The 25,241-nt window shown below is 65.0% G+C and carries 26 protein-coding genes; 23 read left to right on the forward strand and 3 right to left on the reverse strand.

Translation table 11 applies throughout. From position 1 onward, the window contains the following. Nucleotides 1-18 precede the first annotated feature (18 nt). On the reverse strand, nt 19-1,362 hold the full coding sequence (hemN, locus tag BW975_RS13365) for an oxygen-independent coproporphyrinogen III oxidase (RefSeq protein ID WP_076535235.1): 1,344 nt from the start codon (nt 1,360-1,362) through the stop codon (nt 19-21). Nucleotides 1,363-1,432: 70 nt separating this feature from the next. On the opposite strand from hemN, the gene fnrL reads away from it, so the two are divergent. The 10 genes from fnrL to BW975_RS13415 all read left to right on the forward strand — a co-directional run bounded on the left by fnrL (nt 1,433) and on the right by BW975_RS13415 (nt 10,961). Next, the gene (gene fnrL / locus BW975_RS13370) at nt 1,433-2,164 is read left to right on the forward strand and encodes a transcriptional regulator FnrL (protein WP_076534840.1); all 732 of its coding nucleotides are present in this window, start codon (nt 1,433-1,435) and stop codon (nt 2,162-2,164) included. Nucleotides 2,165-2,384: 220 nt separating this feature from the next. Then, a complete protein-coding gene (gene ccoN / locus BW975_RS13375; RefSeq protein ID WP_076534841.1) occupies nt 2,385-3,989 on the forward strand; it encodes a cytochrome-c oxidase, cbb3-type subunit I in 1,605 nt (534 codons plus the stop codon). Between the two features lie 4 nt (nt 3,990-3,993). Continuing rightward, on the forward strand, nt 3,994-4,824 hold the full coding sequence (gene ccoO / locus BW975_RS13380) for a cytochrome-c oxidase, cbb3-type subunit II (RefSeq protein ID WP_083687115.1): 831 nt from the start codon (nt 3,994-3,996) through the stop codon (nt 4,822-4,824). 14 nt (nt 4,825-4,838) lie between these two features. Next, the gene (locus BW975_RS13385) at nt 4,839-5,057 is read left to right on the forward strand and encodes a CcoQ/FixQ family Cbb3-type cytochrome c oxidase assembly chaperone (protein ID WP_076534842.1); all 219 of its coding nucleotides are present in this window, start codon (nt 4,839-4,841) and stop codon (nt 5,055-5,057) included. Further along, a complete protein-coding gene (ccoP, locus tag BW975_RS13390; protein WP_083687116.1) occupies nt 5,050-6,039 on the forward strand; it encodes a cytochrome-c oxidase, cbb3-type subunit III in 990 nt (329 codons plus the stop codon). The genes BW975_RS13385 and ccoP overlap by 8 nt, the downstream gene beginning before the upstream one ends. A 196-nt stretch (nt 6,040-6,235) precedes the next feature. After that, entirely contained in the window at nt 6,236-7,960 is a 1,725-nt protein-coding gene (gene ccoG, locus BW975_RS13395; RefSeq protein ID WP_076534843.1) for a cytochrome c oxidase accessory protein CcoG, read from the forward strand. Continuing rightward, nucleotides 7,960-8,436 (forward strand): FixH family protein, encoded by a 477-nt coding sequence (locus tag BW975_RS13400; RefSeq protein ID WP_076534844.1) that lies wholly within the window; start codon nt 7,960-7,962, stop codon nt 8,434-8,436. The genes ccoG and BW975_RS13400 overlap by 1 nt, the downstream gene beginning before the upstream one ends. Beyond that, entirely contained in the window at nt 8,433-10,547 is a 2,115-nt protein-coding gene (locus BW975_RS13405) for a heavy metal translocating P-type ATPase (protein ID WP_076534845.1), read from the forward strand. Before BW975_RS13400 ends, BW975_RS13405 begins: the two co-directional genes overlap by 4 nt. After that, a complete protein-coding gene (ccoS, locus tag BW975_RS13410) occupies nt 10,544-10,762 on the forward strand; it encodes a cbb3-type cytochrome oxidase assembly protein CcoS (protein ID WP_076534846.1) in 219 nt (72 codons plus the stop codon). Before BW975_RS13405 ends, ccoS begins: the two co-directional genes overlap by 4 nt. 4 nt (nt 10,763-10,766) lie before the next feature. Continuing rightward, entirely contained in the window at nt 10,767-10,961 is a 195-nt protein-coding gene (locus tag BW975_RS13415; protein WP_076534847.1) for a hypothetical protein, read from the forward strand. A 6-nt stretch (nt 10,962-10,967) separates the two neighbouring features. On the opposite strand, the gene sfsA is transcribed toward BW975_RS13415, so the two are convergent. Further along, nucleotides 10,968-11,669 carry a DNA/RNA nuclease SfsA gene (sfsA, locus tag BW975_RS13420; RefSeq protein WP_076534848.1) on the reverse strand — a complete coding sequence of 234 codons (702 nt, stop codon included), beginning with the start codon at nt 11,667-11,669 and terminating at the stop codon, nt 10,968-10,970. A gap of 102 nt (nt 11,670-11,771) precedes the next feature. On the opposite strand from sfsA, the gene BW975_RS13425 reads away from it, so the two are divergent. The 4 genes from BW975_RS13425 to map all read left to right on the forward strand — a co-directional run bounded on the left by BW975_RS13425 (nt 11,772) and on the right by map (nt 15,184). Continuing rightward, the gene (locus BW975_RS13425; protein WP_076534849.1) at nt 11,772-12,491 is read left to right on the forward strand and encodes a competence/damage-inducible protein A; all 720 of its coding nucleotides are present in this window, start codon (nt 11,772-11,774) and stop codon (nt 12,489-12,491) included. Then, nucleotides 12,488-13,240, forward strand: a complete 753-nt coding sequence (locus tag BW975_RS13430; protein WP_244512589.1) for a GNAT family N-acetyltransferase — start codon at nt 12,488-12,490, stop codon at nt 13,238-13,240. Before BW975_RS13425 ends, BW975_RS13430 begins: the two co-directional genes overlap by 4 nt. Before the next feature lie 14 nt (nt 13,241-13,254). Beyond that, nucleotides 13,255-14,193 carry an OmpA family protein gene (locus tag BW975_RS13435; RefSeq protein ID WP_083687146.1) on the forward strand — a complete coding sequence of 313 codons (939 nt, stop codon included), beginning with the start codon at nt 13,255-13,257 and terminating at the stop codon, nt 14,191-14,193. A 124-nt stretch (nt 14,194-14,317) separates the two neighbouring features. Further along, entirely contained in the window at nt 14,318-15,184 is an 867-nt protein-coding gene (gene map, locus BW975_RS13440; protein ID WP_076534851.1) for a type I methionyl aminopeptidase, read from the forward strand. A 111-nt stretch (nt 15,185-15,295) separates the two neighbouring features. Here map and BW975_RS13445 read toward each other — a convergent pair whose 3' ends face one another. After that, on the reverse strand, nt 15,296-16,486 hold the full coding sequence (locus BW975_RS13445) for a BaiN/RdsA family NAD(P)/FAD-dependent oxidoreductase (RefSeq protein ID WP_076535238.1): 1,191 nt from the start codon (nt 16,484-16,486) through the stop codon (nt 15,296-15,298). Between the two features lie 220 nt (nt 16,487-16,706). Between BW975_RS13445 and ftsW the strand changes: the two genes are divergently transcribed. The 9 genes from ftsW (at nt 16,707) to ftsA (ending at nt 25,186) form a co-directional block, all read left to right on the forward strand. Then, nucleotides 16,707-17,873, forward strand: a complete 1,167-nt coding sequence (ftsW, locus tag BW975_RS13450; protein ID WP_076534852.1) for a putative lipid II flippase FtsW — start codon at nt 16,707-16,709, stop codon at nt 17,871-17,873. Further along, nucleotides 17,870-18,973, forward strand: a complete 1,104-nt coding sequence (locus tag BW975_RS13455; protein ID WP_076534853.1) for a UDP-N-acetylglucosamine--N-acetylmuramyl-(pentapeptide) pyrophosphoryl-undecaprenol N-acetylglucosamine transferase — start codon at nt 17,870-17,872, stop codon at nt 18,971-18,973. The genes ftsW and BW975_RS13455 overlap by 4 nt, the downstream gene beginning before the upstream one ends. Further along, nucleotides 18,974-20,389: a UDP-N-acetylmuramate--L-alanine ligase gene (gene murC, locus BW975_RS13460; RefSeq protein WP_076534854.1), complete on the forward strand. Its 1,416-nt coding sequence runs from the start codon at nt 18,974-18,976 to the stop codon at nt 20,387-20,389. Nucleotides 20,390-20,392: 3 nt separating this feature from the next. Beyond that, nucleotides 20,393-20,701 (forward strand): DUF2484 family protein, encoded by a 309-nt coding sequence (locus BW975_RS13465; protein ID WP_076534855.1) that lies wholly within the window; start codon nt 20,393-20,395, stop codon nt 20,699-20,701. Between the two features lie 19 nt (nt 20,702-20,720). Continuing rightward, the gene (locus BW975_RS13470; RefSeq protein ID WP_076534856.1) at nt 20,721-21,014 is read left to right on the forward strand and encodes a hypothetical protein; all 294 of its coding nucleotides are present in this window, start codon (nt 20,721-20,723) and stop codon (nt 21,012-21,014) included. Nucleotides 21,015-21,022: 8 nt separating this feature from the next. Beyond that, nucleotides 21,023-21,976 carry a UDP-N-acetylmuramate dehydrogenase gene (murB, locus tag BW975_RS13475; protein ID WP_244512588.1) on the forward strand — a complete coding sequence of 318 codons (954 nt, stop codon included), beginning with the start codon at nt 21,023-21,025 and terminating at the stop codon, nt 21,974-21,976. Between the two features lie 68 nt (nt 21,977-22,044). Further along, nucleotides 22,045-22,965 (forward strand): D-alanine--D-alanine ligase, encoded by a 921-nt coding sequence (locus BW975_RS13480; RefSeq protein ID WP_076534858.1) that lies wholly within the window; start codon nt 22,045-22,047, stop codon nt 22,963-22,965. Next, complete coding sequence (locus BW975_RS13485; RefSeq protein WP_076534859.1) at nt 22,953-23,858, forward strand: cell division protein FtsQ/DivIB; 906 nt, start codon at nt 22,953-22,955, stop codon at nt 23,856-23,858. The genes BW975_RS13480 and BW975_RS13485 overlap by 13 nt, the downstream gene beginning before the upstream one ends. After that, entirely contained in the window at nt 23,855-25,186 is a 1,332-nt protein-coding gene (gene ftsA, locus BW975_RS13490) for a cell division protein FtsA (protein ID WP_076534860.1), read from the forward strand. Before BW975_RS13485 ends, ftsA begins: the two co-directional genes overlap by 4 nt. The last annotated feature ends 55 nt before the right edge of the window (nt 25,187-25,241 follow it).

Consider the following 25,241-nt stretch of genomic DNA (forward strand, 5'->3'; position numbering starts at 1 on the left):
GTGCTTACCGCCTGTGGATCAGATCGCCGCGCTGTGGCGCTGCGCAGAGATTGCGTAGGCGTCGAATTCCATCGCGATCATTCGGGCCAGGTGGTGCGCCTCGGGCAGGATGGTGAGCGCGCCAGTGTCGTCGAGGCTGACCCCCCCTTGCCAGGCCTCGGCCGCCTGCGCTGTCCATTCCGCCACGCGGGCGGGATCACCGAAGATGGCCGGATCGACACGGAAATCACACAAGAGCCGCTCGATCACCGCTCGGCGCAGCACGTCGTCGCCGGTATCGGCATGGCCGCGGATCGTGGCCGGACGGCCCGTTGCGATCCGGGCTTTCCAGGCCGCTGTGGCGGGCGCGTTTTGCGCGTAGCCCTGCGGCAGCCGCGAGATCGACGAGGCGCCGAGTCCGATCAACGTCTGTGCGCCGTCGGTGGTATAGCCCTGAAAGTTGCGGTGCAGTGCGCCTGCCTTGGCGGCGATCGCCATTGTATCGCCGGGCTTGGCGAAATGGTCGATCCCGATGGCGCAATAGCCTGCCTCACCGATACGCTCCGCCGCGCGCAGCGACAGGTCCAGCCGCTGCCTGCCATCGGGCAGGTGGTCTTCGCGGATCATCACCTGTCGCTTGGAGGCCCATGGCACATGAGCGTAGCCATAAAGTGCGATGCGGTCCGGCGACAGCGACAGCGCCATGTCCAGCGTGCGCATCAGGCTGTCGTGAGTCTGATGTGGCAGGCCATAAAGCAGATCGAGGTTGATCGCGTTGATCCCGCGCGCACGCAGTCCGTCCACGGCGAATTTCGTCTGCTCAAAGCTCTGGATACGGCCGATGGCCGCCTGCACCTTGGGATCGAAATCCTGCACCCCAAGGCTGGCGCGGGTCACGCCCGCATCCGCCAGTGCATCGAGCCGGGCATCGTCGATTTCTGTCGGATCCACCTCGACCGAAATTTCGGCACCCGGAGCGCGGGGGATGCGCGCCTCGAGCATGGCGTAGAGGCGTCGCAGCAGATCGGGTGGCAGGAAGGTCGGCGTTCCGCCGCCCAGATGCAGATGCGAGGTCGTCACGCCCGCGGGCAGGGCCGCCGCTATAATATCGGCCTCGGCCTCCAGCGCATCCACATAGGGCTCGAGGGGGGCCTCGCTTTGGGTGCCTTGGGTGCGGCAGGCGCAGAACCAGCAAAGGCGCCGGCAAAAGGGGATATGCGCGTAAAGGGAGATGCTTGAATGTGGCTCGATCAGGGAAAGCCATTCCAGCATGGTATCGGGCCCGATCGAGGGCCCGAACTGTGTCGCAGGGGGGTAGCTGGTGTAGCGCGGTGCGCGTGCGGCCAGGGCCCGTTCGGTGAGCTGTGGATCAAGGTGTGTCATGATGACCAAAAAGCCGATGCATGGCCGGTATGCCTTGATCGAAGTCAAATGAAATGGCAAATCATAAACTATGACACGCATTGACCTTCAGATCGCCAAGGCAGGCTGCTCGGCTTGCCCTATCCGCCACCGCGCCATATGCGCGAGTTGCGAGCCCACAGAGCTGGACCAACTGTCCGAGATCAAATCCTACCGTACGTGGCGCGCGGGCGAGACGATCCTGATGGAGGGTGCCAATCTGCCGTTCGTCGGCTCGGTCGTGAGCGGCTGCGCGACCCTGACCCGGTCGATGGAGGACGGGCGCGTCCAGATGGTAGGATTGCTGCTGCCCTCGGATTTCGTCGGGCGCCATGACCGCGATACAGCCGCCTACGAGGTGGTCGCGGCCACGGATGTCACCTTCTGCCTGTTTCGCAGGGATGAATTCCGTCATCTGCTGAGCACGACGCCGCATCTCATGGAGCGCATGCTGCAGATGTCTCTGGACGAGCTGGATGCGGCGCGCGACTGGATGATTCTTCTGGGGCGCAAGACTGCGCGCGAGAAGGTCGCGACGCTTTTGGCCAATATTCTGCGCCGGGCTGCCTCGGCGGGACATCCGCTGCGCGCGGAATTGCCTCTGACCCGCGATGCCATGGCGTCCTATCTGGGCCTGACCATCGAGACTGTCAGCCGCCAGGTGACAGCGCTTCGGAAAGAGGGGATCATCGAGATGCAGGGACACCGCGGCATCACCTGCGCGGATCTGTCCGCACTGCTGACCGCGGCGGGCGATGACGAGGATGGTGCAACCGTCGCCTGACGGATATTGCCCCGAATACAATGCATATAACCGGTCTTTTGATCCTGCCGACGCTCAGGCTGCGGCAGGGATCGCGCCTGCGCTGTGCGCAAATTGCACAGCCCGACCGCAATTCTTGGGTGGTCACACGCATGGCGAGAGGTTTATTGACCTATATCAATGTGCCCCACTTGGGTGTCGGGCATTCCCCCACGTGAAACGACCGGAAAAGGGACGGGCGATGTCTGACTATTTCAAGCTGATTGCATTCGGCCTCATTGCGCTATTCGCCGCAATTGCCGCTAACTTTGCGCGGGACCTGGCCTATTTGGTTCACGCACTTCTCATCATGTTCATCGCTGCGGGCATGTTCGTTTGGCAAGTGCGCCGAATCGACGAATCACCATCGGCGGCGATGCTGGCCGAACGTGAGTTGGCTTACATGGATGGCCCGGTCCGCTACGGCGTCATCGCCACCGCCTTCTGGGGCGTTGTCGGATTTCTGGCGGGCACCTATATCGCCGCACAGCTGGCCTTTCCGGCGCTGAACCTCGAATGGGGCCAGCCCTTTACCAATTTCGGGCGCCTGCGTCCGCTGCACACCTCGGCGGTGATCTTTGCGTTCGGGGGCAACGCCCTGATCGCCACCTCGTTCTACGTCGTGCAGCGCACTTGCTCGGCCCGCCTCTGGGGCGGCAATGCCGCGTGGTTCGTCTTCTGGGGGTACAACCTCTTCATCGTGCTGGCCGCGACCGGCTATCTTCTGGGCGCCACGCAATCGCGCGAATACGCCGAGCCCGAGTGGTATATCGACATCTGGCTGACCATTGTCTGGGTCGTCTATCTGGCCGTCTTCATGGGCACGATCATCAAGCGGCGCGAGCGTCATATCTACGTCGCAAACTGGTTCTACCTGGCCTTCATCGTCACGGTCGCCATGCTGCACATCGTCAACAACCTGGCCATGCCCGTGTCCATCTTCGGCTCCAAGTCCGTCTCGCTCTTTTCGGGCGTGCAGGATGCCATGACGCAGTGGTGGTACGGCCATAACGCCGTGGGCTTCTTCCTGACCGCAGGCTTTCTGGGCATGATGTACTACTTCGTGCCCAAGCAGGCGGGCCGTCCGGTCTATTCCTACAAACTGTCGATCATCCACTTCTGGGCGCTGATCTTCCTCTATATCTGGGCGGGTCCGCACCACCTGCACTACACGGCGCTTCCCGACTGGGCCGCGACGCTGGGCATGGTGTTCTCGATCATCCTGTGGATGCCCAGCTGGGGCGGCATGATCAACGGCTTGATGACGCTGCAAGGCGCCTGGGACAAAATCCGCACTGATCCGATCATCCGGATGTTCGTCGCCTCGCTCGCCTTCTACGGCATGTCGACCTTCGAAGGTCCGATGATGTCGATCCGCGCGGTCAACTCGCTGTCGCATTACACAGACTGGACCATTGGTCACGTCCACTCCGGCGCGCTTGGCTGGAACGGCCTGATCACTTTCGGCGCGATCTACTTCCTCACGCCCAAGCTGTGGGGCCGCAAGGAGATGTATTCGCTCTCGGCCATCAACGCGCATTTCTGGCTCGCGACGGTCGGCATCGTTCTCTACGCCTCCTCGATGTGGGTTTCCGGGATCATGGAAGGTCTGATGTGGCGCGAAGTCGACGCCAACGGTTTCCTCGTCAACTCGTTCGCCGACACCGTGGATGCCAAGTTCCCGATGTATGTGGTCCGCGCGCTGGGCGGTGTGCTCTATGTCGCGGGCGGCGTGCTGATGGTGTGGAACATGTGGATGACAATTCGCGAGCCGCGTACGGCGGCCGCAACGCAGCCTGCGGAGTAAGAGCATGACAAAAGATCCCAAATCCCCCGACTACGACCCCAAGGACGACCCGAAGGTCGCCACCGCGGGCGACATTCCGGGCGATATCCCGAACGAGCTGCCGCCCGAAACCAAGACGATCACGTTTCACCAGCGGTTCGAGCGGAATGCGACCCTGCTCTTGGCCGGCAGCTTTGCCGTGGTGTCCATCGGCGGCATCGTCGAGATTGCGCCGCTTTTCTGGCTGGAGAACACCATCGAGACGGTGGAGGGCATGCGCCCCTATTCTCCGCTAGAGCTGGCCGGTCGCGAAATCTATGTGCGCGAGGGCTGCTATACCTGTCACAGCCAGATGATCCGTCCCATGCGGGACGAGGTCGAACGCTATGGCCATTACAGCCTCGCGGCGGAATCGATGTACGACCACCCGCACCAGTGGGGGTCCAAGCGCACCGGGCCGGACCTGGCACGTGTTGGCGGTCGCTACAGCGACGAGTGGCATGTCGACCACCTGATGGATCCGCAATCGGTCGTCCCCGAGAGTGTCATGCCGAAATACGCCTTCCTCGCGGCGACGCAGCTGGATGGCGAGCATATCGATGATCTGGTCTCGGCTCACCGCATGGTCGGCGTGCCTTACACCGACGAGATGGTCGAGGCCTCCAAGGCCGACTTCCACGTGCAGACTGACCCGAACGGTGATTGGGACGCCATGCTGGAGCGGTATCCCGGCGCGCAGATCCGCAATTTCGACGGCCAGCCGGGCACGTCCGAGATGGACGCGCTGATCGCCTATCTGCAGATGCTGGGCACGTTGGTCGATTTCTCGACCTTCACGCCCGATGTCAGCCGCTAGGGGGGGGGCGTGATATGGAGACCTACTCGCTTCTGAGGCAATTTGCCGACAGCTGGGCGCTCTTGGCGCTGACGCTGATTTTTCTGGGTGTCATCGTTTGGGCATTTCGCCCCGGATCGCGCCCGATCCACGATGACGCGGCCGACGTGCCATTTCGTAACAATGACGAGCGTCCGGCCCCGCGCCGCGAGGCACGCGCCCCGCATAACGTGAAAGGAAACGGTGATGTCTGATCACAAGCGCATCGACGACGAGACAGGCACCGAAACGACGGGCCACAGCTGGGACGGTATCGAAGAGCTGAACACGCCTCTGCCGCGCTGGTGGCTGTGGACGTTCTACGCCACGATCGTCTGGGGGGTGATCTACGTGATCCTCTTCCCGGCATGGCCGATGGTGTCGGGCGCCACGCAGGGCGTTCTGGGTTGGTCGACCCGCGGCCTAGTAGCCGAGCAGATCGAAGAGGTGAACCTCTCGAATGCCGAGATCACCGAGAGCCTCGTCAATGTGGATCTGGGCGTTCTGCCCGAGAACGAGGAGCTGCACCGCTTTGCCGTGTCCGCCGGCCGCTCGGTCTTTGCCAACAACTGCTCGCAGTGTCACGGGGCAGGGGCGGCCGGGGTCCAGGCCGCGGGCTATCCAAACCTTCTGGACGATGACTGGATCTGGGGCGGCACGCTGACCGATATCGCCTATACCGTGCGCCACGGCATCCGGAATGAGGACGACCCCGACGCGCGCTGGACAGAAATGCCCGCCTTCGGTGACATCTTGGAACGCGAAGAGATCGCCACGCTGGTGACCTATGTGCGCAGCCTGTCGGGCCTGGCCGAAGGAAATGAGGCGGGCGAGACCCTCTTCCTCGACAACTGTGCCGCATGTCACGGTGACAACGGGATGGGCAACCGCGAGCTTGGCGCACCCAACCTCACGGATGCCATCTGGCTGTACGGTGGCACCGAAGAAGCGGTAACCGAGACCATCCGCTACTCGCGCTTTGGCGTGATGCCGCCCTGGTCCGAGCGTTTGGGCGAGGCGCAGGTGCGCGCCGTGGCGGCCTATGTCCACAGTCTGGGCGGCGGTGAGGCGACGGTAGCCGATCCCATGACCGAGGCCGAGGCCGAAGAGGCCGCATCGGTGCCCGACGCCAGCTTCCCGGCCAGCGCAGAGGATACACCGACCGAGGCAGGCGCAGGCGAGGTGGCGCCGGAGTAAGCGCTGCACGGGACAGGATAACGGCTGCGACGGAATGGCGCAGCCGTTATCAAGCGCTGTGAACCGCCTGTAAACACAGGCGAAAACCGCCGTAGGCCCCGTTAAGGAGGCAGGCGGCGGTTGATCCATCTCAAAGCGTCTGCATCATGCTTTCGCGATAAGCCAGGCAATCAAAGCCAATACGGAAAGATCGCCCATGTCCGACAATCCCCCGCTTTTCGCCGCGCGAGAACCAATTTTCCCGCGCCGGGTCAATGGATTTTTCCGACGCCTGAAGTGGTACATCATGGCGATCACACTGGGCATTTATTACCTCGTCCCGTGGATCCGCTGGGACCGGGGTCCGAACCTGCCGGATCAGGCCGTGCTGGTCGATCTGGGATCGCGGCGGTTCTATTTCTTCTGGATCGAGATCTGGCCCCACGAATTCTATTTCGTTGCCGGTCTTTTGATCATGGCGGGGCTCGGCCTCTTCTTGTTCACGTCGGCACTGGGCCGGGTCTGGTGCGGCTATACCTGCCCCCAGACCGTCTGGACCGATCTGTTTCTTTTGGTTGAGCGCTGGATTGAAGGCGACCGAAACGCGCGCCTGCGTCTTTGGAAGGCACCCTGGAATTTCACCAAATGGCGCCTGCGCATCACGAAATGGGTGGTCTGGCTGTTGATCGCCATCGCAACAGGCGGCGCGTGGGTTTTCTACTTTGCCGACGCGCCCACATTGGCGGCCCAGCTCTTCACGCTGAACGCTCCGGCGGTGGCCTATATCACTATCGGTATCCTGACCGCGACAACGTTCATCTTTGGCGGCTTCATGCGCGAGCAGGTCTGCATCTACATGTGCCCCTGGCCACGTATTCAGGGCGCCATGATGGACGAAGGCACGCTGACCGTCGGCTATCGCGACTGGCGCGGTGAGCCGCGCGGCAAGGGTGGCGCCAAGCGTAAGGCCGTGGCCGAGGAGGCGGGCAGCGGCGGCGCGCAGCAGGCGCGCTACGGCCTGGCGGCGGGCAAAACCGACGCCGACAAGGACCACGCGGCCCCGCGCCTGTCGCGCAGCGGCGAGGAACTGGGCGATTGCATCGACTGCATGGCCTGCGTCAACGTCTGCCCCATGGGCATTGATATTCGCGAAGGCCAACAGATGGAGTGCATCACCTGCGCGCTCTGCATCGACGCCTGTGACGAGGTCATGGCCAAGATCGGCCGCCCGCGCGGCCTGATCGACTATCTGGCGCTGGATGACCGCCCCCCGGTGCTGCCCGGCGAACATGCGCCGGTGCGCCCCATGGGCACAGAGGCCGAGGATGACGGCGCCGAGACGGGTGTTCCTGCCCCGACAGCTGCCGCGCGATCGGACGTGACCTCCGATGGAACGGCATCGCAGCAAGTGGCGGGTGCCGCGGCGCCCGCCGCCCATGCCGCCGACGCGCCCTTCGTCACGCCCCACAGCCGCGATTGGCAGCCCAAGCCTGTGTGGAAGCACGTACTGCGCACCCGCACATTGATCTATACCGCGCTTTGGGGGCTGATCGGTGTCGGTCTGATCTTTGCGCTCTTTATCCGGGCCGATATCGAATTGACTGTGGCGCCCGTGCGCAACCCGACATTCGTCACGCTGTCGGACGGATCGATCCGCAACACTTACGATATTCGCCTCCGAAACAAGCATGGCGAGGCGCGGGAGTTTCAGCTGTCTTTGACCGATGCGCCCGGACTTTCGGTGTCGCTGGAAGGCGCGCCAGGTGATACTGTCGAGGTGGCGGCCGACAGTACGATGCTGCAGCGCGTCTATGTGGTCGCCGGTCCGGACGATCCGCTCGCCCGGCAGGAGCGCAGCGAATTCCGCATCTGGGCCCAGGATACGGCCTCGGGCGAGCGCGCGTACCGCGATACAATTTTCAACGGACGGGAGAATTTCTGATGACCGTTGCGGAAAACCAAGGCAAGCGCCGCCTGACGGGATGGCACGTGCTGGCCATGTTCGTTGTTGGCTTCAGCATCATCATCGGGGTCAACCTCGTGCTGGCATTCAGCGCGGTGCGGACGTTTCCGGGCCTTGAAACCGACAGTTCCTACGTCGCGAGCCAAAGTTTTGACGAGGACCGCGCAGCACAGGACGCCCTTGGCTGGGATGTCAGCGCCGCGATCCAGGCAGGCACGCTGGAGTTGGCCATTACCGGCGCCGATGGCCGCCCGGTCCGCCCCGAGATCGTCTCGATGATCCTCGGGCGCGCCACCACCGTCGACCGCGACCGCACGCCTGCCTTCGAGTGGGATGGTGCACGTTTTATAGCGCCTGTCGATCTGTCGCCCGGCAACTGGAACCTGCGCGCCGAGCTGCTGGCCGAGGATGGCACGCGCTTCAGCCGCCGGATCCCGTTGGTGGTGCCGCAATGAGCACGATGGCCGCTTGCCCTGCCTGCTCGGCGGCGCCGTCGGCGGCACAGACGGCGCGTGATGCCGCGGGCGAAGTGCTGCACCTGTCGCTGCCGGGCATCACCTGTGCCGCCTGCATCGCCGGGGTCGAGGGCACGCTGGCTACCGTGCCGGGCCTGCGGGCGGCGCGGGTCAATCTGGGCCGCCGCCGCGTGCGCATCGTGACGCAGCCCGGCCTCGGCGCCGCGCCCGCCATCGCCGCGCTCGAGGCGGCGGGATTTGAGGCGCATGAGCTGGATAGCGCTGCGCTGAACACCGGCGCGGACGATCCGGCGCGCGCCCTTCTGGCACGTATTGCTGTAGCAGGCTTTGCCATGATGAACGTCATGGCACTGTCCGTCGCCGTGTGGTCGGGCGCCAGCGCCACGACCGAGGCGATGTTCCACTGGATTTCGGCGGCCATCGCGCTGCCTGCGCTGGCGTTTTCTTCGGTGCCCTTCTTCGCCTCGGCCGCGGGCGCGCTGCGCGCGGGCCGCGTCAATATGGACGTGCCGATCGCCATCGCGATCTTTCTCGCCTGCGTTACGTCTCTGCACGAGACGATGTTCGGCGCGGGCGCCGATACGTGGTTCGATGCGGCGCTGTCGCTGACCTTCTTCCTACTCGCGGGCCGCTATTTGGATCAGCGCGCACGCGCCACGGCGCGTTCGGCTGCGGCGGAGCTCACCGCGCTTGAAGTGCCGCGCGCGACGCTGCTGGATGGGGCCGAGCGGCGCACGGTTGCCGTCGCCGACATCGCACCGGGCGACCGCATCGCGCTATCCGCAGGTGCGCGCGCGCCCGTGGATGGCGTCGCCGAAGAGGCGGGCGTGCTCGACCGCTCGGCGCTGACGGGCGAATCCGCACTTGTCAGCATCAACCAAGGCGAGGCGATCTGCGCGGGCGAGACGGTCATGGACGCGCCCATGATTCTGCGCGCCACCGCGCGGGCCGAGGACAGCGCCCTGCGCCGCCTCGCCGCGCTGGTCGAGGTCGCCGAGACGGGGCGCCACCGCTATTCCGGCATCGCCGACCGCGCCGCGCGGCTTTATGCGCCGGTGGTTCACGGGCTGGCCGCCATCGCCTTTGCGGGCTGGTATGCGGCCACTGGCGACGCGCATCTGGCCATCGGCATCGCCACCGCCGTGCTGATCATCACCTGCCCCTGCGCGCTGGGTCTCGCCGTGCCTGCGGTGACGGCCAGCATGACAGGGCGCCTTTTCCGGCAGGGGATCTTGCTGAAATCCGAAACCGCGCTCGAGCGTTTGGCCGATGTGGATTGCGTCCTTCTGGACAAGACCGGCACGCTGACCCAAGGCACGCCGCAACTGCCCCAGCTGGATGATGCGGCGGCGGGCGTGGCGCTGGCTCTGGCGCAGGCGTCGGACCATCCGGTGTCGCGCGCCATCGCCGCCGCGCTGGCGGGCCGCGCGGCCGAAGCCCTGACGGCCATCCGCGAGATCCCCGGCGAGGGCGTCACGGCAAAGTGGCGGGGCAAGCCGGTGGCGCTAATGCGCGGCGAGGCGGGCACCGAGCTGCGCCTGCCGGGCCGCACCATAGCGCTGCCCATGACCGAGGCGCTGCGCCCCGGCGCCAAGCAGATGGTCGAGGCGCTGACGGCGGCGGGCTATGAGATCCGGATGCTGTCGGGCGACCGGGCCGAAGCGGCAGGCGCTCTGGCGGACAGCATCGGGATTACCCAGGTGCATGCCGATATGCGCCCCGAGGACAAGGCGGCGCTCGTGCAATCGCTCGGCGACGAAGGCCGCCGCGTGTTGATGGTGGGCGACGGCCTCAATGACACTGCGGCGCTGGCGGCGGCGCATGTGTCGCTCGCGCCCGCCTCGGCGCTCGATGCGGCGCGGGTGGCCTCCGACGGCTTGATCCTGGCGGGCGATCTGATGGCCATTCCCCAGACGCTGAAGGGTGCGCGGCTGAGCCTGCGGCGCATTCGGCAGAACCTCGGGATCGCCGCCGGCTATAACGCCATCGCCATTCCCATTGCCCTCGCGGGGTTCGCCTCGCCGCTGGCGGCGGCACTGGCGATGTCGCTGTCTTCTGTCACTGTCGTTCTCAATGCGGTGCGCCGATGAATATCCTGGTCGTTCTTATCCCCGTGTCGGTTTTTCTGGGCAGTCTTGGCCTCGTCGCCTGTATCTGGACGCTGCGGCATAGCCAGTACGAGGATCTCGAAGGGGATGCTGCGCGTATACTTCTTGACGACGACGATGCGCCGCGCGGTCGCGCGTCCCGGAATGACGCCGATGCGGCGGCGGGCGCGGATGCATCCCAAACCAAGGAGATTTAGACCAATGGCCCCCAGCTATCTCACCCGCTCGCGCCTTGCGTGGGCTTCGCTGATCATGATCTTTTTGGGATTTTCCCTGAAATTCATCGTGGCCGCCACCAGCCTGCCTTTGTGGCTGGTGCCCGTCGGGTATTTCATCGCGCTGGCCGGCGCGGGTCTTCTTTTCGTCGGCTGGCTGATGTGGAAGGCGCGCCGTTAGAGCGCGCTACTCCACCCGCAATGCGGGCCCGAGCGTGATGCGCATGGGCGTGATATCTGCGCGATAGGCCAGCACTTCGACACCCGCGGCGCGGGCCGCCAGCATCGCCCGTGCATAGGCGGGGTCGATATCGCTGGCCACAGTCACCCGATCGCAATCGCTGCGCTGGACGAGGTAGAGCAGGACAGCGCGTTCGCCGTTTTTCGCGATTTCCGTCAATTCCGCCAAGTGCCGCGCGCCCCGCGCTGTGACCGTGTCGAGAAATTCCGCCAGACCCGCCGCACGGCTGAGCGTGACGGATTTCACCTCGACATAGCATTCCGGCAGGCCGCCGCCGCCCAGCAGGAAGTCGATGCGGCTGCCGGTGCCATAACGTTGCTCGGGCCGGATGGTGTCATAGCCTGTCAGGGCGGGAATGTCGCCCGCCTCCAGCGCCTCTTGAACAACGCGGTTTGCCGCGCCGGTATCGACGCAGGCCATGTGCCCGCCCGGCAGTTCCACCAGCTTCCACGCATAGCGCAGCTTGCGCTTCGGGTCGTCATTCGGCTGGGCCCAGATGATTGTGCCCACCTCGGCCAGGCCCGTCATCTTGCCGGGATTGGCGCAGTGGGCCGTGACCTCGCGGCCGTCTTGCAGCACGATATCAGCCAGAAAGCGTTTGTAGCGGCGCAGTAGCGTGGCGCGCAAAAGGGGGGTTTGAAACCGCATGGGTGCGGGCCTATACCAAGACATATAGTGCGATCAAGCGCGCCGCATCACCATGCCGCCCGCGCCGCGCGCCCAGATTTTCCGCCCGCTCAAGGAGTGCCCATGCCCAACCCCACCGCCGCGATGCTGGTCATCGGAGACGAAATCCTGTCCGGGCGCACCCATGACAGCAACACGCATCATCTGGCTGGCGTGCTGACCGAGGCGGGGATCGACCTGCGCGAGGCGCGCGTGGTCAGCGATGATGCGGATGACATCATCGCCGCCGTCAAGGCGCTGAGCGCACGGTACGATCATGTATTCACCTCCGGCGGAATCGGACCGACGCATGACGACATCACCGCCGATGCGGTGGCCGCCGCGATGGGCGCGCCCATCGGCGTGCGCGAGGACGCGCGCGCCATTCTGGCCGCGCATTACGAGAAATCGGGGGTTGAGCTGAACGCGGCGCGCCTGCGCATGGCCCGCATTCCTGAAGGCGCACGGCTCATCGACAATCCGGTCAGCGCCGCGCCGGGGTTCATCATCGACAATGTGCATGTGATGGCCGGGGTGCCCGCCATTTTCAAAGCGATGGTGGCGTCCGTGGTGCCCGGCCTGACGGGCGGCGCGCCGCTTTTGTCGCGCAATATCGACGTCTATCGCGGCGAGGGTGACATTGCCGCGCCCCTATCGGATCTGGCGGCGCGCTATCCCATGCTCAGTTTCGGCTCCTACCCGTTTCAGCGAGGCGGGGCCTATTGCACGAATGTGGTGACACGCGGACAAGATGCCGCGGCGCTGGATGCGGCGCTGGCCGAAATGCAGGAAATTTTCGGGTGAGCACGCCTCTGCCCGATGCAGCGCAACTGACCCGCGTGATCGAGGCAACGTGGCCGCCTGCCGCAGCTTGGCAGGCGGGTCCCTGGCTATTGCGGGACGGGCAGGGCGGGGGCAAGCGCGTCTCGGCAGCAACCGCGCAGGGCGAGATTGCCGCAGCAGGGTTTGCACAGGATCTGGCCTTCGCCGAGGCCGAGATGCGCCGTGCGGGCCAAACGCCCCTTTTTATGTTGCGCCAAGGCGAGGAGGCGCTGGACGCGCTACTGGCCGGGGCGGGCTATGATCTGGTGGATCCGGTCAATATGCATGTCAGTCCGCTCGCCAATCTGGACCTTGCGCCGCCCGAACGCCTGGCCAGTTTCAATCTTTGGGAACCTCTGGCCATCCAGGCCGAGATCTGGGCCGCTGGCGGGATCGGCCCGTTGCGGCTGGCGGTCATGCACAGGGTGGCGGGCCCCAAGACGGCGCTGCTGGGACGTTTGGAGGGCCGCGCGGTGGGCGCCGGGTTCGTGGCAATCCATGAGGGGATTGCGATGGTTCACGCGCTCGAAGTGCTTGGCCCCATGCGACGGCGCGGCGCCGGACGCGCGCTGATGGCCGAGGCTGCGCATTGGGCGCGGGGGCAGGGCGCGCAGCACCTTGCCATCATCTGTACCGCGGCCAATGCTGCGGCGAATGCGCTCTATGCCAAGTTGGGGATGGAGTTGGTCGGACGCTACCACTACCGCCAGCATCCGGGCGGTGCGCTATGATCCGGCGCAAGGCCATGACCGGGAGTCTCTGCACAGCGACGCTGGGCCTTCTCGCGCTTTTGCTGCCAATTGACGCCGCGCAGGCGCAGACGCTGAGCTTGCCCGCGAATGCCGAGATGACCCGCGAATTGCACGATGCCTCGGGCACCTACGCCGTGCCGATCGGCCCGTGGAGGGATGGAGAGGTCGATACTTTCGCGGCCGAGGGCACGGTTACCCGGCAGGCATGGCGCGTCGCGGGCTCTTCGCTGACGACGCTACAAGTGATCAACCAATTCGCTGACCAGCTGTCATCTGAAGGGTTCGAAACCCTCTACCGCTGTGAAGATGCGGCGTGCGGGGGGTTCGATTTCCGGTTCGCGTTGCCGGTGCTGCCGCCCCCTGAGATGTTTGTCGATCTCTTTGACTACCGGTTTATTGCCGCCCGGCAGGGGCAGGGCGCGCAGGCGCGGTACGTGACGCTGCTTGTCAGCCGCTCGGGCGCGGCAACCTATGTGCAGATCACCTATGTCACGCCGGGTGGGGACGCGGCGGCGCCTGCGGGGGGCGCGACATCGACGGAAAACGCCGATGACGGTGCGCTGGTCGCGGCGTTGCGTACACAGGGGCATGTGGTGCTGGAGGATCTCGATTTCGGCACCGGCGCTGCGGCGCTGGGCGAGGGGCCCTTTGCCTCGCTTGCCGCGTTGGCGGATTTCCTGGACGAAAACCCGGCACGGCGCATCGCGCTGGTCGGCCATACCGATACGGTGGGCGGGTACCAAAGCAATCTGGCGCTTTCGCGGCAACGGGCCGAGGCGGTGATGCGGCGTCTGGTTGCGCAGCACGGTGTCGCCGCCGACCGGCTGGAAGCCGAAGGGATCGCCTATCTGGCACCCGTCGCACCCAACGATACGGCACCGGGCCGCGAGGCCAACCGGCGGGTCGAGGCGGTGCTGTTGGCGCACGAATAGGCGTCAGTGCCGCTCGTGGCGGACGGCCCCGAGCCATGATGGCGCGCGTCGCCCGCCGCCCTCTGGTCCTTTTGCGGCAATCGTCTTAAGTAAGGCCGCAAATGGCAAGACATATGAGGCAGACATGCTGACCAAGCACACCGGACGCACCACCCGCGACGGCATCCGCATCCATGAGGCGGCGGATTTCGCAGGCATGCGCAAGGCGGGCGCGCTGGCCGCGCGGATCCTCGACGATATCGCGCCGCATGTGACGCCGGGTCAGACGACCGGCGCGCTGGATGCAATGATCGAGGCGATGGTCAATGAGGCGGGCGCCGCCTCGGCTACCATTGGCTACAAGGGGTACCGACATGCCAGCTGCATCAGCGTCAATCACGTCGTTTGCCATGGGATTCCGGGCGCACCCATTCCCAAGCTGAACACCGTGAGCCGCGACCTCGAGAAGCGGCGCAAGGATGACGCGCTGAAGGATGGCGATATCCTGAATATCGACGTGACGGTCATCGTCGACGGCTGGTTTGGCGACACCAGCCGGATGTATGTGGCGGGCGCCGTCAAACCGCGTGCCGAACGGCTGATCCAGATCACGCATGACGCGCTGATGAAGGGCATCGAGGCGGTGCGGCCGGGCAATACCTTCGGCGATATCGGCCACGCCATTCAGGCGTACGCCGAGGCGCACCGGGTGTCAGTGGTGCGTGATTTTTGCGGTCATGGCCTCGGGCGTGTCTTTCACGCGCCGCCCAACGTGGTGCATTTCGGAACGCCCGGATCGGGCCCGACGCTGGAAGAGGGCATGTTCTTTACCATCGAGCCGATGCTGAACCTTGGCAGCTACCAGACTGAGCTTTTGTCTGATGACTGGACCGCTGTGACGCGCGACAAGTCACTTTCGGCGCAATTCGAGCATTCGGTGGGCGTGACGGCGGACGGGGCCGAGATTTTCACTCTCTCGCCCGGCGGGTTGTTCCATCCGACGAAGCCCTGAGAAACGCGATTGCGCGCCGCTGAGGCGGCGCGCGGCGGCAAGGTTTTTTCAAGGAAAAACCTTAAGAAGATTGAGTATTTTTACCAAGATGAAATTGGACGCGTGTGCGTCTCAGGACAGGCGTGCCGTGATGGCCCGGCCTGCGGCGACGCCCGAGGCCCAAGCCCATTGGAAATTGTACCCGCCAAGCCAGCCGGTGACATCGATCGCCTCGCCGATGACATAAAGTCCCGGCACATCGCGCGCCTCGAGCGTTTTCGAGGTGATGCCGTCCGTGTCGATGCCGCCCAGCGTCACCTCGGCGGTGCGGTATCCCTCGGTGCCGCCCGGCGTCATCTGCCAGTTGCGCAGGCTGTCCACCAAGTGACTGAGCGCCGTATCGCTTTGATCAGCGAGGTTGCCTGCGAGCGGCAGTCCTGTCTGCTGCGGCAGCGCCGCGACGAGGCGAGCGGGAAAGTGGCGCGCCAGTTCGGTTGTCAGCTTGTGACGGCCCGAGGTGGCGCGCTGTTCGCGCAAGGTCTCGAACAAGCTGCCCTCGGGGTCCAGATCCACGGTAATCGGGTGCCCCTCGCTCCAATAGGAGGAGACTTGCAGCATGGCCGGGCCAGAGAGGCCGCGATGGGTGAAGAGCATTGCCTCGTCGAAACTGGCGCCGCCGGCGGTGGCGCGGCAGGGCAGCGCGGTGCCCGACAGTTCGGCGAAGCGCCCCTCGGGGAAGGTGAAGGGCACAAGGCCCGCGCGGGTGGTCGTGACGGCCAGTCCGAATTGGCGCGCGATGTCATAGGCAAGACCGGTCGCGCCCATCTTGGGGATGGATTTGCCGCCCGTGGCCAACACCAGGTTTCGGGCGCGAACCTCATGCGTCTTGCCGTCGCGCGTCACGGAGGCGCGAAAGGCGCTGCCGTCATGGCTGATCTCGCTCAGTTGGGTCTGCAGCCACAGATCGGCGCCCGCGCGCGTCATTTCGGCGCGGAGCATGGCGACGATATCCTTGGCGGTCACGTCGCAAAAGAGCTGGCCCAGCGTCTTTTCGTGCCATTTGATGCCATGCGCCTCGACAAGCGCAACGAACTCCCAGGGCGAATAGCGGCCGAGGGCGGATTTGCAGAAATGCGGATTGGCCGAGAGGAAATTCTCGGGCTCGGTGTGGATATTGGTGAAGTTGCAACGCCCCCCACCGGAAATGCGAACCTTTTCGCCCGGCGCGCGTGCGTGGTCGATCACCAGGGTGGACCCGGTGCAATGCGCTGCGCACATCATGCCGGCGGCCCCGGCGCCAAGGATCAGCGTATCGACTTGCATGGGCCACGCCCTGCCCGAAGGGCCGGGCGCGGTCAAGATGGCGAAGGCCCGCGTGGCTGCGACCTGAAGTCCCGGAAGCTGGGCGGTGACCGCCGCAGAAATAGGCGGCTGGCCGGCGCCCGCCATGCCAAACGAGGCTTTCCAGAACGCGCCATTGCTGCTACTGTGTTACCATAGATCCCGCAAAGGGACGATGAACGAGGCAGGAGCGGCGGCTCAAATGACAGAAATGGTCTATGGATCGGCGCCCGTCGGGGATGTCGAGCCAGTCCTTCCCAAGTGGTGGCGTACCATCGACAAGTGGTCGATGTCCTGCGTGCTGATGCTGTTCTGCATCGGCCTGCTTCTTGGTTTTGCGGCCTCGCCGCCCCTCGCCGAGAAGAACGGCTTTGCCCCCTTTCACTACGTGCAGCGACAGATGTTCTTTGGCGGACTTGCCATGGTGGCGATGCTGCTGACCTCGATGATGTCGCCCAATCTGGTGCGGCGCCTTGCCGTGATCGGCTTTCTCGCCGCACTGGCGGCGCTGATGATGCTGCCGATTTTCGGCACGGATTTCGGCAAGGGCGCGGTGCGCTGGTACTCGCTGGGGTTTGCGTCGATCCAGCCGTCGGAATTTCTCAAGCCCGGTTTCGTCGTGGCAGCTGCCTGGATGATGGCCGCCAGCCGCGAGATCGGCGGCCCGCCGGGCCTCAGCTGGTCGTTCATTCTGACTATCCTCATCGTCGCCTTCCTGGCGCTACAGCCTGACTTTGGCCAAGCGTCATTGGTGTTGTTCGCCTGGGGCGTGATGTATTTCGTGGCGGGCGCACCCATCCTTTTGTTGGCGCTGATGGCGGGCGCCGTCGTTATGGTCGGCACGCTGGCCTATTCCAATTCCGAACATTTCGCGCGCCGCATCGACGGCTTCCTGTCGCCCGATGTGGACCCGACGACGCAGCTGGGCTTTGCCACCAATGCCATCCAGGAGGGCGGTTTCTTTGGTGTCGGCGTGGGCGAGGGGACCGTGAAATGGTCGCTGCCCGATGCGCATACCGACTTCATCATCGCCGTCGCGGCCGAGGAATACGGCCTGGTTCTGGTCCTGTGCATCATCGCGCTTTACGGCACTGTTGTCGTCCGCTCGCTGATGCGGCTGATGCGCGAGCGCGATCCGTTCATCCGCCTTGCGGGCACCGGCCTTGCCTGCATCTTCGGCGTCCAGGCCATGATCAACATGGGCGTTGCGGTGCGCCTGCTCCCGGCCAAGGGCATGACGCTGCCTTTCGTCAGCTACGGCGGCTCGTCCCTCATCGCGGGCGGTATCGCGGTAGGTATGCTCTTTGCCTTTACCCGCTCACGGCCCCAGGGCGAAATCGGGGATATCCTGCGAGGACGTGCGCGATGAGCGCGCGCCAGCCCCTGATCGTGATGGCCGCCGGGGGCACCGGCGGCCATATGTTTCCAGCGCAATCGTTGGCCGAGCATATGCTGCGCGAGGGTTGGCGCGTCAGGCTGAGCACCGACGCAAGGGGCGCCCGCTATACGGGCGGCTTTCCGCATTCAACGGAAGTGCGCCAGATCACAAGCGCGACCACCGCGCGTGGCGGCATTGCAGCCAAGGTGATGGCGCCTTTTCGTATCTTCGGCGGCGTTTTGGGCGCGACCTGGAGCATGTTCCGCGAGCGGCCCGATGTGGTAATCGGCTTCGGCGGCTATCCTACCATTCCGGCGCTGGCCGCCGCGTGGATCCTACGCATTCCGCGTGTTATTCATGAGCAGAACGGTGTGCTGGGTCGCGTCAATCGGAGCTTCGCCAGCCGCGTCGACGCGGTCGCTTGCGGCACTTGGCCCACCGATCTGCCGGCCGGGATCGAGGGCCATCACGTCGGAAATCCGGTGCGCGCGGCCGTGGCCGAGCGTGCGGGCGCGGGTTATATTCCGCCGGGCAATTACCCCATGTCGATCCTCGTCATCGGCGGCAGTCAGGGCGCGCGCATTCTGTCGGACGTGGTCCCGCCCGCTATTGCCAGCTTGCCAATGGATATCCTGCGTAACATTCGCGTGTCCCATCAGGCGCGCGGCGAGGATCTGGAGCGCGTTGCGCTTTATTATGCCGAGAATGGCATCGACGCCGATGTGCAGGAGTTTTTCCGCGACGTGCCGCGCCGCATGAGCGAGGCGCAGCTGATCATCAGCCGCGCGGGCGCTTCCAGCATTGCGGATATCGCCGTGATCGGGCGGCCGTCGATCCTGATCCCCTATGCCGCGGCCACCGCCGACCATCAGACCGCCAACGCGCAGGCGCTGAAAAATGCGGGCGCCGCCATCATCGTGCCCGAAAGCAGGCTTGACCATTCTGCGCTGGCACAGCAAATCGAGACCGTCATGACGCACCCCGAAGGCGCAAGCCAGATGTCGCGCGCGGCGCTCAGCTGCGCCATGCCGGACGCCACGCTCCACCTGGCGGAGCTGGTCCAGACCATCGCACAGAAAGGCCAAGGCTAGATGAACGCAGCCACGAAACTCCCCGGCGATGTCGGCCCCATCCATTTCGTCGGCATTGGCGGCATCGGCATGTCCGGCATCGCCGAGGTTTTGCTGAATCACGGCTACGTGGTTCAGGGCAGCGATCTGAAGCGCAGTCCGCTGACCGACCGGCTGGAGGCCAATGGCGCGCTCATTTTCGAGGGCCAGCGGGCCGAGAACCTCGCGGATGCGCAGGTGGTCGTCATCTCCTCTGCGATCAAGCCCGGCAACCCCGAGCTGGACGAGGCGCGCCGCCGCGGCCTGCCCGTGGTGCGCCGTGCCGAGATGCTGGCCGAGCTGATGCGCCTCAAGTCCAACATCGCGGTGGGCGGCACCCACGGCAAAACAACGACGACCACGATGGTCGCGGCCCTGCTGGACCATGGCCAGTTCGATCCGACGGTCGTCAATGGCGGCATCATCCACGCCTATGGCAGCAACGCGCGTGTCGGCGGCGGCGAATGGATGGTGGTCGAGGCCGACGAGAGCGACGGCACCTTCAACCGTCTGCCCGCCACCATTGCCATTGTGACCAATATCGACCCCGAGCATATGGATCACTGGGGCACCGAAGAGGCGCTGCACAAGGGCTTTGAGGATTTCGTCAGCAATATCCCCTTCTATGGTCTCGCCGTGTGCTGCACCGACGATGTCGATGTGCAGACGCTGGTGGGCAAGATTACGGATCGCCGCGTCGTCACCTATGGCTTCAACGCGCAGGCGGATGTGCGTGCAGTCAATCTGCGCTATGCCAAGGGCGCTGCGCATTTCGATATCGCGCTGCAGGCCGAAGGCAAGATGATCAAGGATTGCACCCTGCCCATGCCGGGCGATCACAACGTGTCGAACGCGCTGAGCGCCGTGGCCGTCGCGCGCCATCTGGGCATGAAGACCGCCGAAATCCGCGATGCGCTGGCCAGTTTCGGCGGCGTCAACCGCCGCTTTACCCGCGTGGGCGAGGTGGACGGCGTGACCATCATCGATGATTACGGCCACCATCCCACCGAGATTTCCGCCGTGCTGAAGGCCGCGCGCCACGCCACCGAAGGCCGCGTCATCGCCGTGCATCAGCCGCACCGCTACACGCGCCTGCATCATCATTTCGAGGAATTCTGCGCCTGTTTCAACGAGGCGGATGTCGTCGCCATCGCGCCGGTTTATGCCGCGGGCGAGGAGCCGATCAAGGGCGCCAGCCGCGATGACCTGGTCGCAGGCCTGATCGACCGGGGCCACCGCGATGCCCATGCCATCGAGGGCGAGGAGGATCTGGCCAAGCTGGTGCGCCGCCACGCCCGCCCCGGCGATCTGGTGGTCTGCCTCGGTGCCGGCACGATCAGCGGCTGGGCCAATCGCCTGCCGGACGCCCTGAAAATCTCGGAATTGCAGGAGGGATAGCCCATGCCCACATCGCTCATTCTTGCCTGCCTCTGGGCCATCGGCGCCAATCTTCTGGCCATGACCCCCAGCCGGGACAAGCATTGGCGCGCCGCCTTCTGCCTGATTGCGGTGGGAATTCCCATCGTGGGGTATGTGACCTACCAGACGGGACCGCTCATGGGCTTTTTGTGCCTTCTGGGCGCCATGTCGATGCTGCGCTGGCCGGTCGTGTATCTGGTACGCTGGCTGCGCGGAGCGCCGGTGCCGCCACGGGCGCCCCGTGTTCCCGAAGCAAGCTCGGATTTGACGCCCGAGATGGCCGAGAAGTAATGCCTGCCTGTGATTTGATATGCGGACACAGCTTGTGACCGGCCTTCCGCCTCTTCTGCTTCTCTTCATGATCGCGGCCTTTTGCGTCGGGGCAGGGGTTTTCTACCGTGTTGGTATGCGCCGCCGCAGCCATGTGGCGATGATCAGCTGGGGTGTTGCGGGCGCGCTGGTCATGGCGATCGGCTGGGGCGCCTATGCGGTTCAGGCGCCGCCGGTTGCCGCGATCTTTACCGGGCTCATCCTGCCCATCTGGCTCTTCGGCGGCCTGCTTGGCATGATCGTGGGGCTTGCCCGGCAGGCGCTGCGCAAATGAGCGCGCCCATGCCAACCCCGCGCGGGCGTCTGACGCCGCAGCGCCCGCTTGCGGACCTTACTTGGCTCCGCGTGGGCGGGCCCGCCGATTGGCTTTTCCAGCCCGCGGATGAGGCCGATCTGGCAGACTTTCTGCGCGATCTGGACCCGGACGTGCCGGTGTTTCCCATGGGTGTCGGCAGCAACCTGATCGTGCGCGATGGCGGCCTGCGGGCTGTGGTGATCCGGCTGGGGCGGGGCTTCAACGGTATCGAGGTAAGCGGTGATAACGTCATCGCAGGGGCCGCCGCGCTGGATGCGCATGTGGCGCGGCGCGCGGCGGAGGCGGGGATCGACCTGACCTTCCTACGCACCATTCCCGGTGCCATAGGCGGCGCGCTGCGCATGAATGCGGGCTGCTACGGCACCTATACGGCGGATGCCTTCGTCAGCGCCCGCGCCATCACGCGGGCGGGCCAGATTGTCACGCTGAGCGCGGAGGATCTGAATTTTCGCTATCGCCAGACCGATCTGCCCGAAGGCTGGGTGCTGATCTCGGGCACCTTCACGGGGCCGAAGGGCGAGCCGGACAGGCTTGCTGCGAAGATGCAAGAGCAGCTGAAGAAGCGGGACGAGACGCAGCCGACCAAGGACCGCACCGCGGGCAGCACCTTTCGCAACCCTGCCGGGCACAGCAGCACAGGCCGGGCGGATGACGTGCATGACCTCAAGGCGTGGAAGGTGATCGACGATGCGGGCATGCGCGGCGCGCGGCGTGGCGGCGCGCAGATGAGCCCGATGCATTCCAATTTCCTCGTCAATACCGGCGGCGCCACCGCCGCCGACCTCGAAGGTCTGGGCGAAGATGTCAGAAAAAAGGTTTTTCAAACCAGCGCAATAGAGTTAGAGTGGGAAATCATGAGGGTCGGCATACCGGCCCCGGCAGGACAGGCCCCTGCCGAAGATCGTGAAAAAGACCAGTAAAACAGAACCATATAAGGTTCGTTATAATAATCGGGGCCGCAAACGGCCCGGGACATTGAGGCAGATCGGTGGTGCGTTCGAGCAGAACAAACCCCAAAGTCGCGGTAATCATGGGCGGCATGTCGGCAGAGCGCGACGTGTCCCTGTCAAGCGGGCGTGAATGCGCCGCCGCGCTGAGGGATGAAGGCTACAACGTAGTCGAAGTGGACGCTGGCGCGGACCTGGCGCAAAAGCTGTCCGACATCGCCCCCGACATCGTCTTTAACGCACTTCATGGCCGCTGGGGCGAGGATGGCTGCGTTCAGGGCCTTCTGGAATGGCTGCGCATTCCCTACACCCATTCGGGCGTTCTTAGCTCGGCCTTGGCGATGGACAAGGAGGCGACCAAGTCCGCCTACCGCGCCGCTGGCCTTCCGGTTGTGCCCAGCATCATTGCGGATCGTGACGACGTGCGCCGCGCGCATCCCATGCAGCCGCCCTATGTGGTCAAGCCCTACAACGAAGGCTCCAGCGTCGGTATCTATATCGTGCGCGAGGACGCCAATGGTCCCGCGCAGCTGAGCGATGACATGCCCGAGCGCGTGATGGTCGAAGCCTATGCGCCGGGCCGCGAGCTGACCACCACAGTCATCGGGGGCAAGCCGCTGACTGTGACGGATATCATCACCGATGGCTGGTATGACTACGCGGCGAAATACGAACTTGGCGGATCGCGCCATGTCGTGCCCGCCGAGATCCCCCAAGAGATTTTCGACCTCTGCATGTCCTACGCCGTCAGGGCGCATGAGATCTTGGGGTGCCGCGGTGTCAGCCGCACCGATTTCCGCTGGGACGAGGCGCAGGGCGCCGAAGGCCTGATCCTTCTTGAGACGAATACGCAGCCCGGCATGACGCCCACGTCGCTCAGCCCTGAACAGGCGCAGGCGACAGGCATGACATTCGGCGCGCTCTGCAGTTGGATGGTGGAGGATGCGTCATGCGATCGTTGATCAAGCGCGGCACCTCCAGTCGTCAAACCGGGGCCAAGTCCGATCCGGCCCCGTCGCGCTGGGCGTATCGGATGCAGCGCGTGCTGCTGACGCCGATGTATCGCCGCCTCTTGCGGTTTGGCATTCCCTTTTGCCTCAGCTTCGGCATCGGCACCTGGTATCTGTCCGATCCCGCCGTTCAGCAGCGCCTGCAACTGGCCATCGCCGACATCCGCCACCAAATCCAGACGCGCCCCGAATTCATGGTCAAGCTCATGTCCGTCGAGGGCGCCAGCGACCGCGTCGCCGAAGAGGTGCGCGACAGTTTCGCGTACACGCTGCCTGCCAGCTCGTTTGACATGGATCTCGATGCGGTGCGTGTCGCGGTCGAAGATATTCCAGCCGTCGCCGCAGCCGCCGTGCGCGTGCGCCAAGGCGGCGTTCTGGAGATCCGCATCAGCGAGCGTGAGCCTGCTGCGCTGATCCGCGTGCCCGGCGGCCTGATCGTGATGGATGCCGAAGGCGTGGCGCTTGACGCCGCCGCGCATCGCGGCGAGCGGCCGGATCTGCCGGTGCTGACTGGCGCCGGGGCTGACGAGGCCATCCCCGAGGCTCTGGCGATCCGCGCCGCTGCCGCGCCCCTTGCGGGCCGTCTGCGCGGCCTCGTGCGGATGGGCGAGCGGCGCTGGGACGTGGTGCTGGACCGCGATCAGCGCATCATGCTGCCCGAGGATGATCCGGTGCGCGCGCTGGAGCGCGTGATCGTGCTGAGCGAAGCGCAGGACATGCTGGAGCGCGACATCGCGGCAGTGGACATGCGGCTGTCGGACCGACCGACGCTGCGGATGAAGGAACAGGCCACATCCGAATGGTGGCGGGTACGCAATGAACAGGCAGGGACAAGCGCAGAATGATCGAACTATATGAATCCCAGCGTGCAATGCGGAACATGCGGCGCGCCGCCATGCAGCGGGGTGTGGTCGCTGTTCTCGATGTGGGCACGTCCAAGATCGCCTGCCTTGTTCTGCGTTTCGACGGCACCACACCGCGCCGCGACGACGGCATCGGCGCCATGGCAGGTCAGGCGGGATTCCGGGTGATCGGCGCCGCCACGACCCGCTCGCGCGGCGTGCGCTTTGGCGAGATCGACGCCATGGCCGAGACCGAGCGCGCGATCCGCACCTCGGTTCAGGCGGCGCAGAAGATGGCGAACATGCGCGTCGATCACGTCATCGCGTGCTTTTCGGGTGCGTCCCCGCGCAGCTATGGCCTTGCCGGTCAGGTCGAGCTGGAAAGCCATATGGTAACCGAGCAGGACGTGAGCCGCGTCCTCAGCTCCTGCGACGTGCCCGATTTCGGCGATGGCCGCGAGGTGCTGCACGCGCAGCCCGTCAATTTCGCGCTCGATCACCGCTCGGGGCTTATCGATCCGCGCGGACAGATGGGCAATGTGCTGAGCACCGACATGCACATGCTGACCGTAGACGCCGCCGCGATCCAGAACCTCGCCCATTGCGTCAAGCGCTGCGATCTGGAACTGGCCGGCGTGGCGAACTCTTCTTACGTCTCGGGCATTTCCAGCCTCGTCGAGGACGAGCAGGAGTTGGGCGCCGCCTGCATTGACCTCGGTGGGGGCAGCGCCGGCATCTCGATCTTCATCAAGAAGCACATGATCTATTGCGACAGTGTCCGCATGGGCGGCGAGCATGTGACATCCGATATTTCCATGGGCCTTTCGGTGCCCACCGCCACGGCGGAACGGATCAAGACATTCTACGGCGGCGTTGTCGCCACCGGCATGGACGACCGCGAGATGATCGAGATCCACGGTGATACCGGCGATTGGGATCACGACCGCCGCAGCGTCAGCCGGGCGGAACTCATCGGCATCATGCGCCCGCGGGTCGAGGAAATCCTGGAAGAAGTGCGCGCGCGCCTCGATGCCGCCGGCTTCGACTGCCTGCCCAGCCAGCAGATCGTGCTGACGGGCGGCGGCAGCCAGATCCCCGGCCTCGATGGCCTCGCCTCCCGCATCCTCGGGCAGCAGGTGCGCCTCGGGCGGCCCCTGCGCGTGCACGGCTTGCCGCAGGCGGCGACGGGCGCGGGATTTGCCAGCGCGGTTGGCATGTGCCTGTTCGCGGCGAACCCGCAGGACGAGTGGTGGGACTTCGAATTGCCGGTCGATCGCTATCCGCAGCGCTCGCTCAAGCGGGCGGTTAAATGGTTCAAGGACAACTGGTGACCGCAATATCGGGTGTGATCGGCGAAATCCCGCGAAAAGACGTGAAAAAATGACT

This window comes from Roseovarius nanhaiticus (genome assembly GCF_900156535.1).
GTDB classification, from domain to species: Bacteria; Pseudomonadota; Alphaproteobacteria; order Rhodobacterales; family Rhodobacteraceae; genus Roseovarius; species Roseovarius nanhaiticus.

Coding starts and splice junctions, on each gene's coding strand:
- sfsA (WP_076534848.1), bottom strand. CDS start 11,669: ATGCGGTTTCAAACCCCCCTTTTGCGCGCCACGCTACTGCGCCGCTAC.
- fnrL (WP_076534840.1), top strand. CDS start 1,433: ATGACACGCATTGACCTTCAGATCGCCAAGGCAGGCTGCTCGGCTTGC.
- ccoN (WP_076534841.1), top strand. CDS start 2,385: ATGTCTGACTATTTCAAGCTGATTGCATTCGGCCTCATTGCGCTATTC.
- BW975_RS13485 (WP_076534859.1), top strand. CDS start 22,953: ATGCGATCGTTGATCAAGCGCGGCACCTCCAGTCGTCAAACCGGGGCC.
- BW975_RS13455 (WP_076534853.1), top strand. CDS start 17,870: ATGAGCGCGCGCCAGCCCCTGATCGTGATGGCCGCCGGGGGCACCGGC.
- hemN (WP_076535235.1), bottom strand. CDS start 1,362: ATGACACACCTTGATCCACAGCTCACCGAACGGGCCCTGGCCGCACGC.
- ccoS (WP_076534846.1), top strand. CDS start 10,544: ATGAATATCCTGGTCGTTCTTATCCCCGTGTCGGTTTTTCTGGGCAGT.
- ftsW (WP_076534852.1), top strand. CDS start 16,707: ATGACAGAAATGGTCTATGGATCGGCGCCCGTCGGGGATGTCGAGCCA.
- ccoG (WP_076534843.1), top strand. CDS start 6,236: ATGTCCGACAATCCCCCGCTTTTCGCCGCGCGAGAACCAATTTTCCCG.
- BW975_RS13470 (WP_076534856.1), top strand. CDS start 20,721: ATGCGGACACAGCTTGTGACCGGCCTTCCGCCTCTTCTGCTTCTCTTC.
- BW975_RS13385 (WP_076534842.1), top strand. CDS start 4,839: ATGGAGACCTACTCGCTTCTGAGGCAATTTGCCGACAGCTGGGCGCTC.
- BW975_RS13400 (WP_076534844.1), top strand. CDS start 7,960: ATGACCGTTGCGGAAAACCAAGGCAAGCGCCGCCTGACGGGATGGCAC.
- murB (WP_244512588.1), top strand. CDS start 21,023: ATGCCAACCCCGCGCGGGCGTCTGACGCCGCAGCGCCCGCTTGCGGAC.
- murC (WP_076534854.1), top strand. CDS start 18,974: ATGAACGCAGCCACGAAACTCCCCGGCGATGTCGGCCCCATCCATTTC.
- BW975_RS13405 (WP_076534845.1), top strand. CDS start 8,433: ATGAGCACGATGGCCGCTTGCCCTGCCTGCTCGGCGGCGCCGTCGGCG.
- BW975_RS13445 (WP_076535238.1), bottom strand. CDS start 16,486: ATGCAAGTCGATACGCTGATCCTTGGCGCCGGGGCCGCCGGCATGATG.
- ccoO (WP_083687115.1), top strand. CDS start 3,994: ATGACAAAAGATCCCAAATCCCCCGACTACGACCCCAAGGACGACCCG.
- ftsA (WP_076534860.1), top strand. CDS start 23,855: ATGATCGAACTATATGAATCCCAGCGTGCAATGCGGAACATGCGGCGC.
- BW975_RS13425 (WP_076534849.1), top strand. CDS start 11,772: ATGCCCAACCCCACCGCCGCGATGCTGGTCATCGGAGACGAAATCCTG.
- BW975_RS13415 (WP_076534847.1), top strand. CDS start 10,767: ATGGCCCCCAGCTATCTCACCCGCTCGCGCCTTGCGTGGGCTTCGCTG.
- BW975_RS13465 (WP_076534855.1), top strand. CDS start 20,393: ATGCCCACATCGCTCATTCTTGCCTGCCTCTGGGCCATCGGCGCCAAT.
- BW975_RS13435 (WP_083687146.1), top strand. CDS start 13,255: ATGACCGGGAGTCTCTGCACAGCGACGCTGGGCCTTCTCGCGCTTTTG.
- ccoP (WP_083687116.1), top strand. CDS start 5,050: ATGTCTGATCACAAGCGCATCGACGACGAGACAGGCACCGAAACGACG.
- map (WP_076534851.1), top strand. CDS start 14,318: ATGCTGACCAAGCACACCGGACGCACCACCCGCGACGGCATCCGCATC.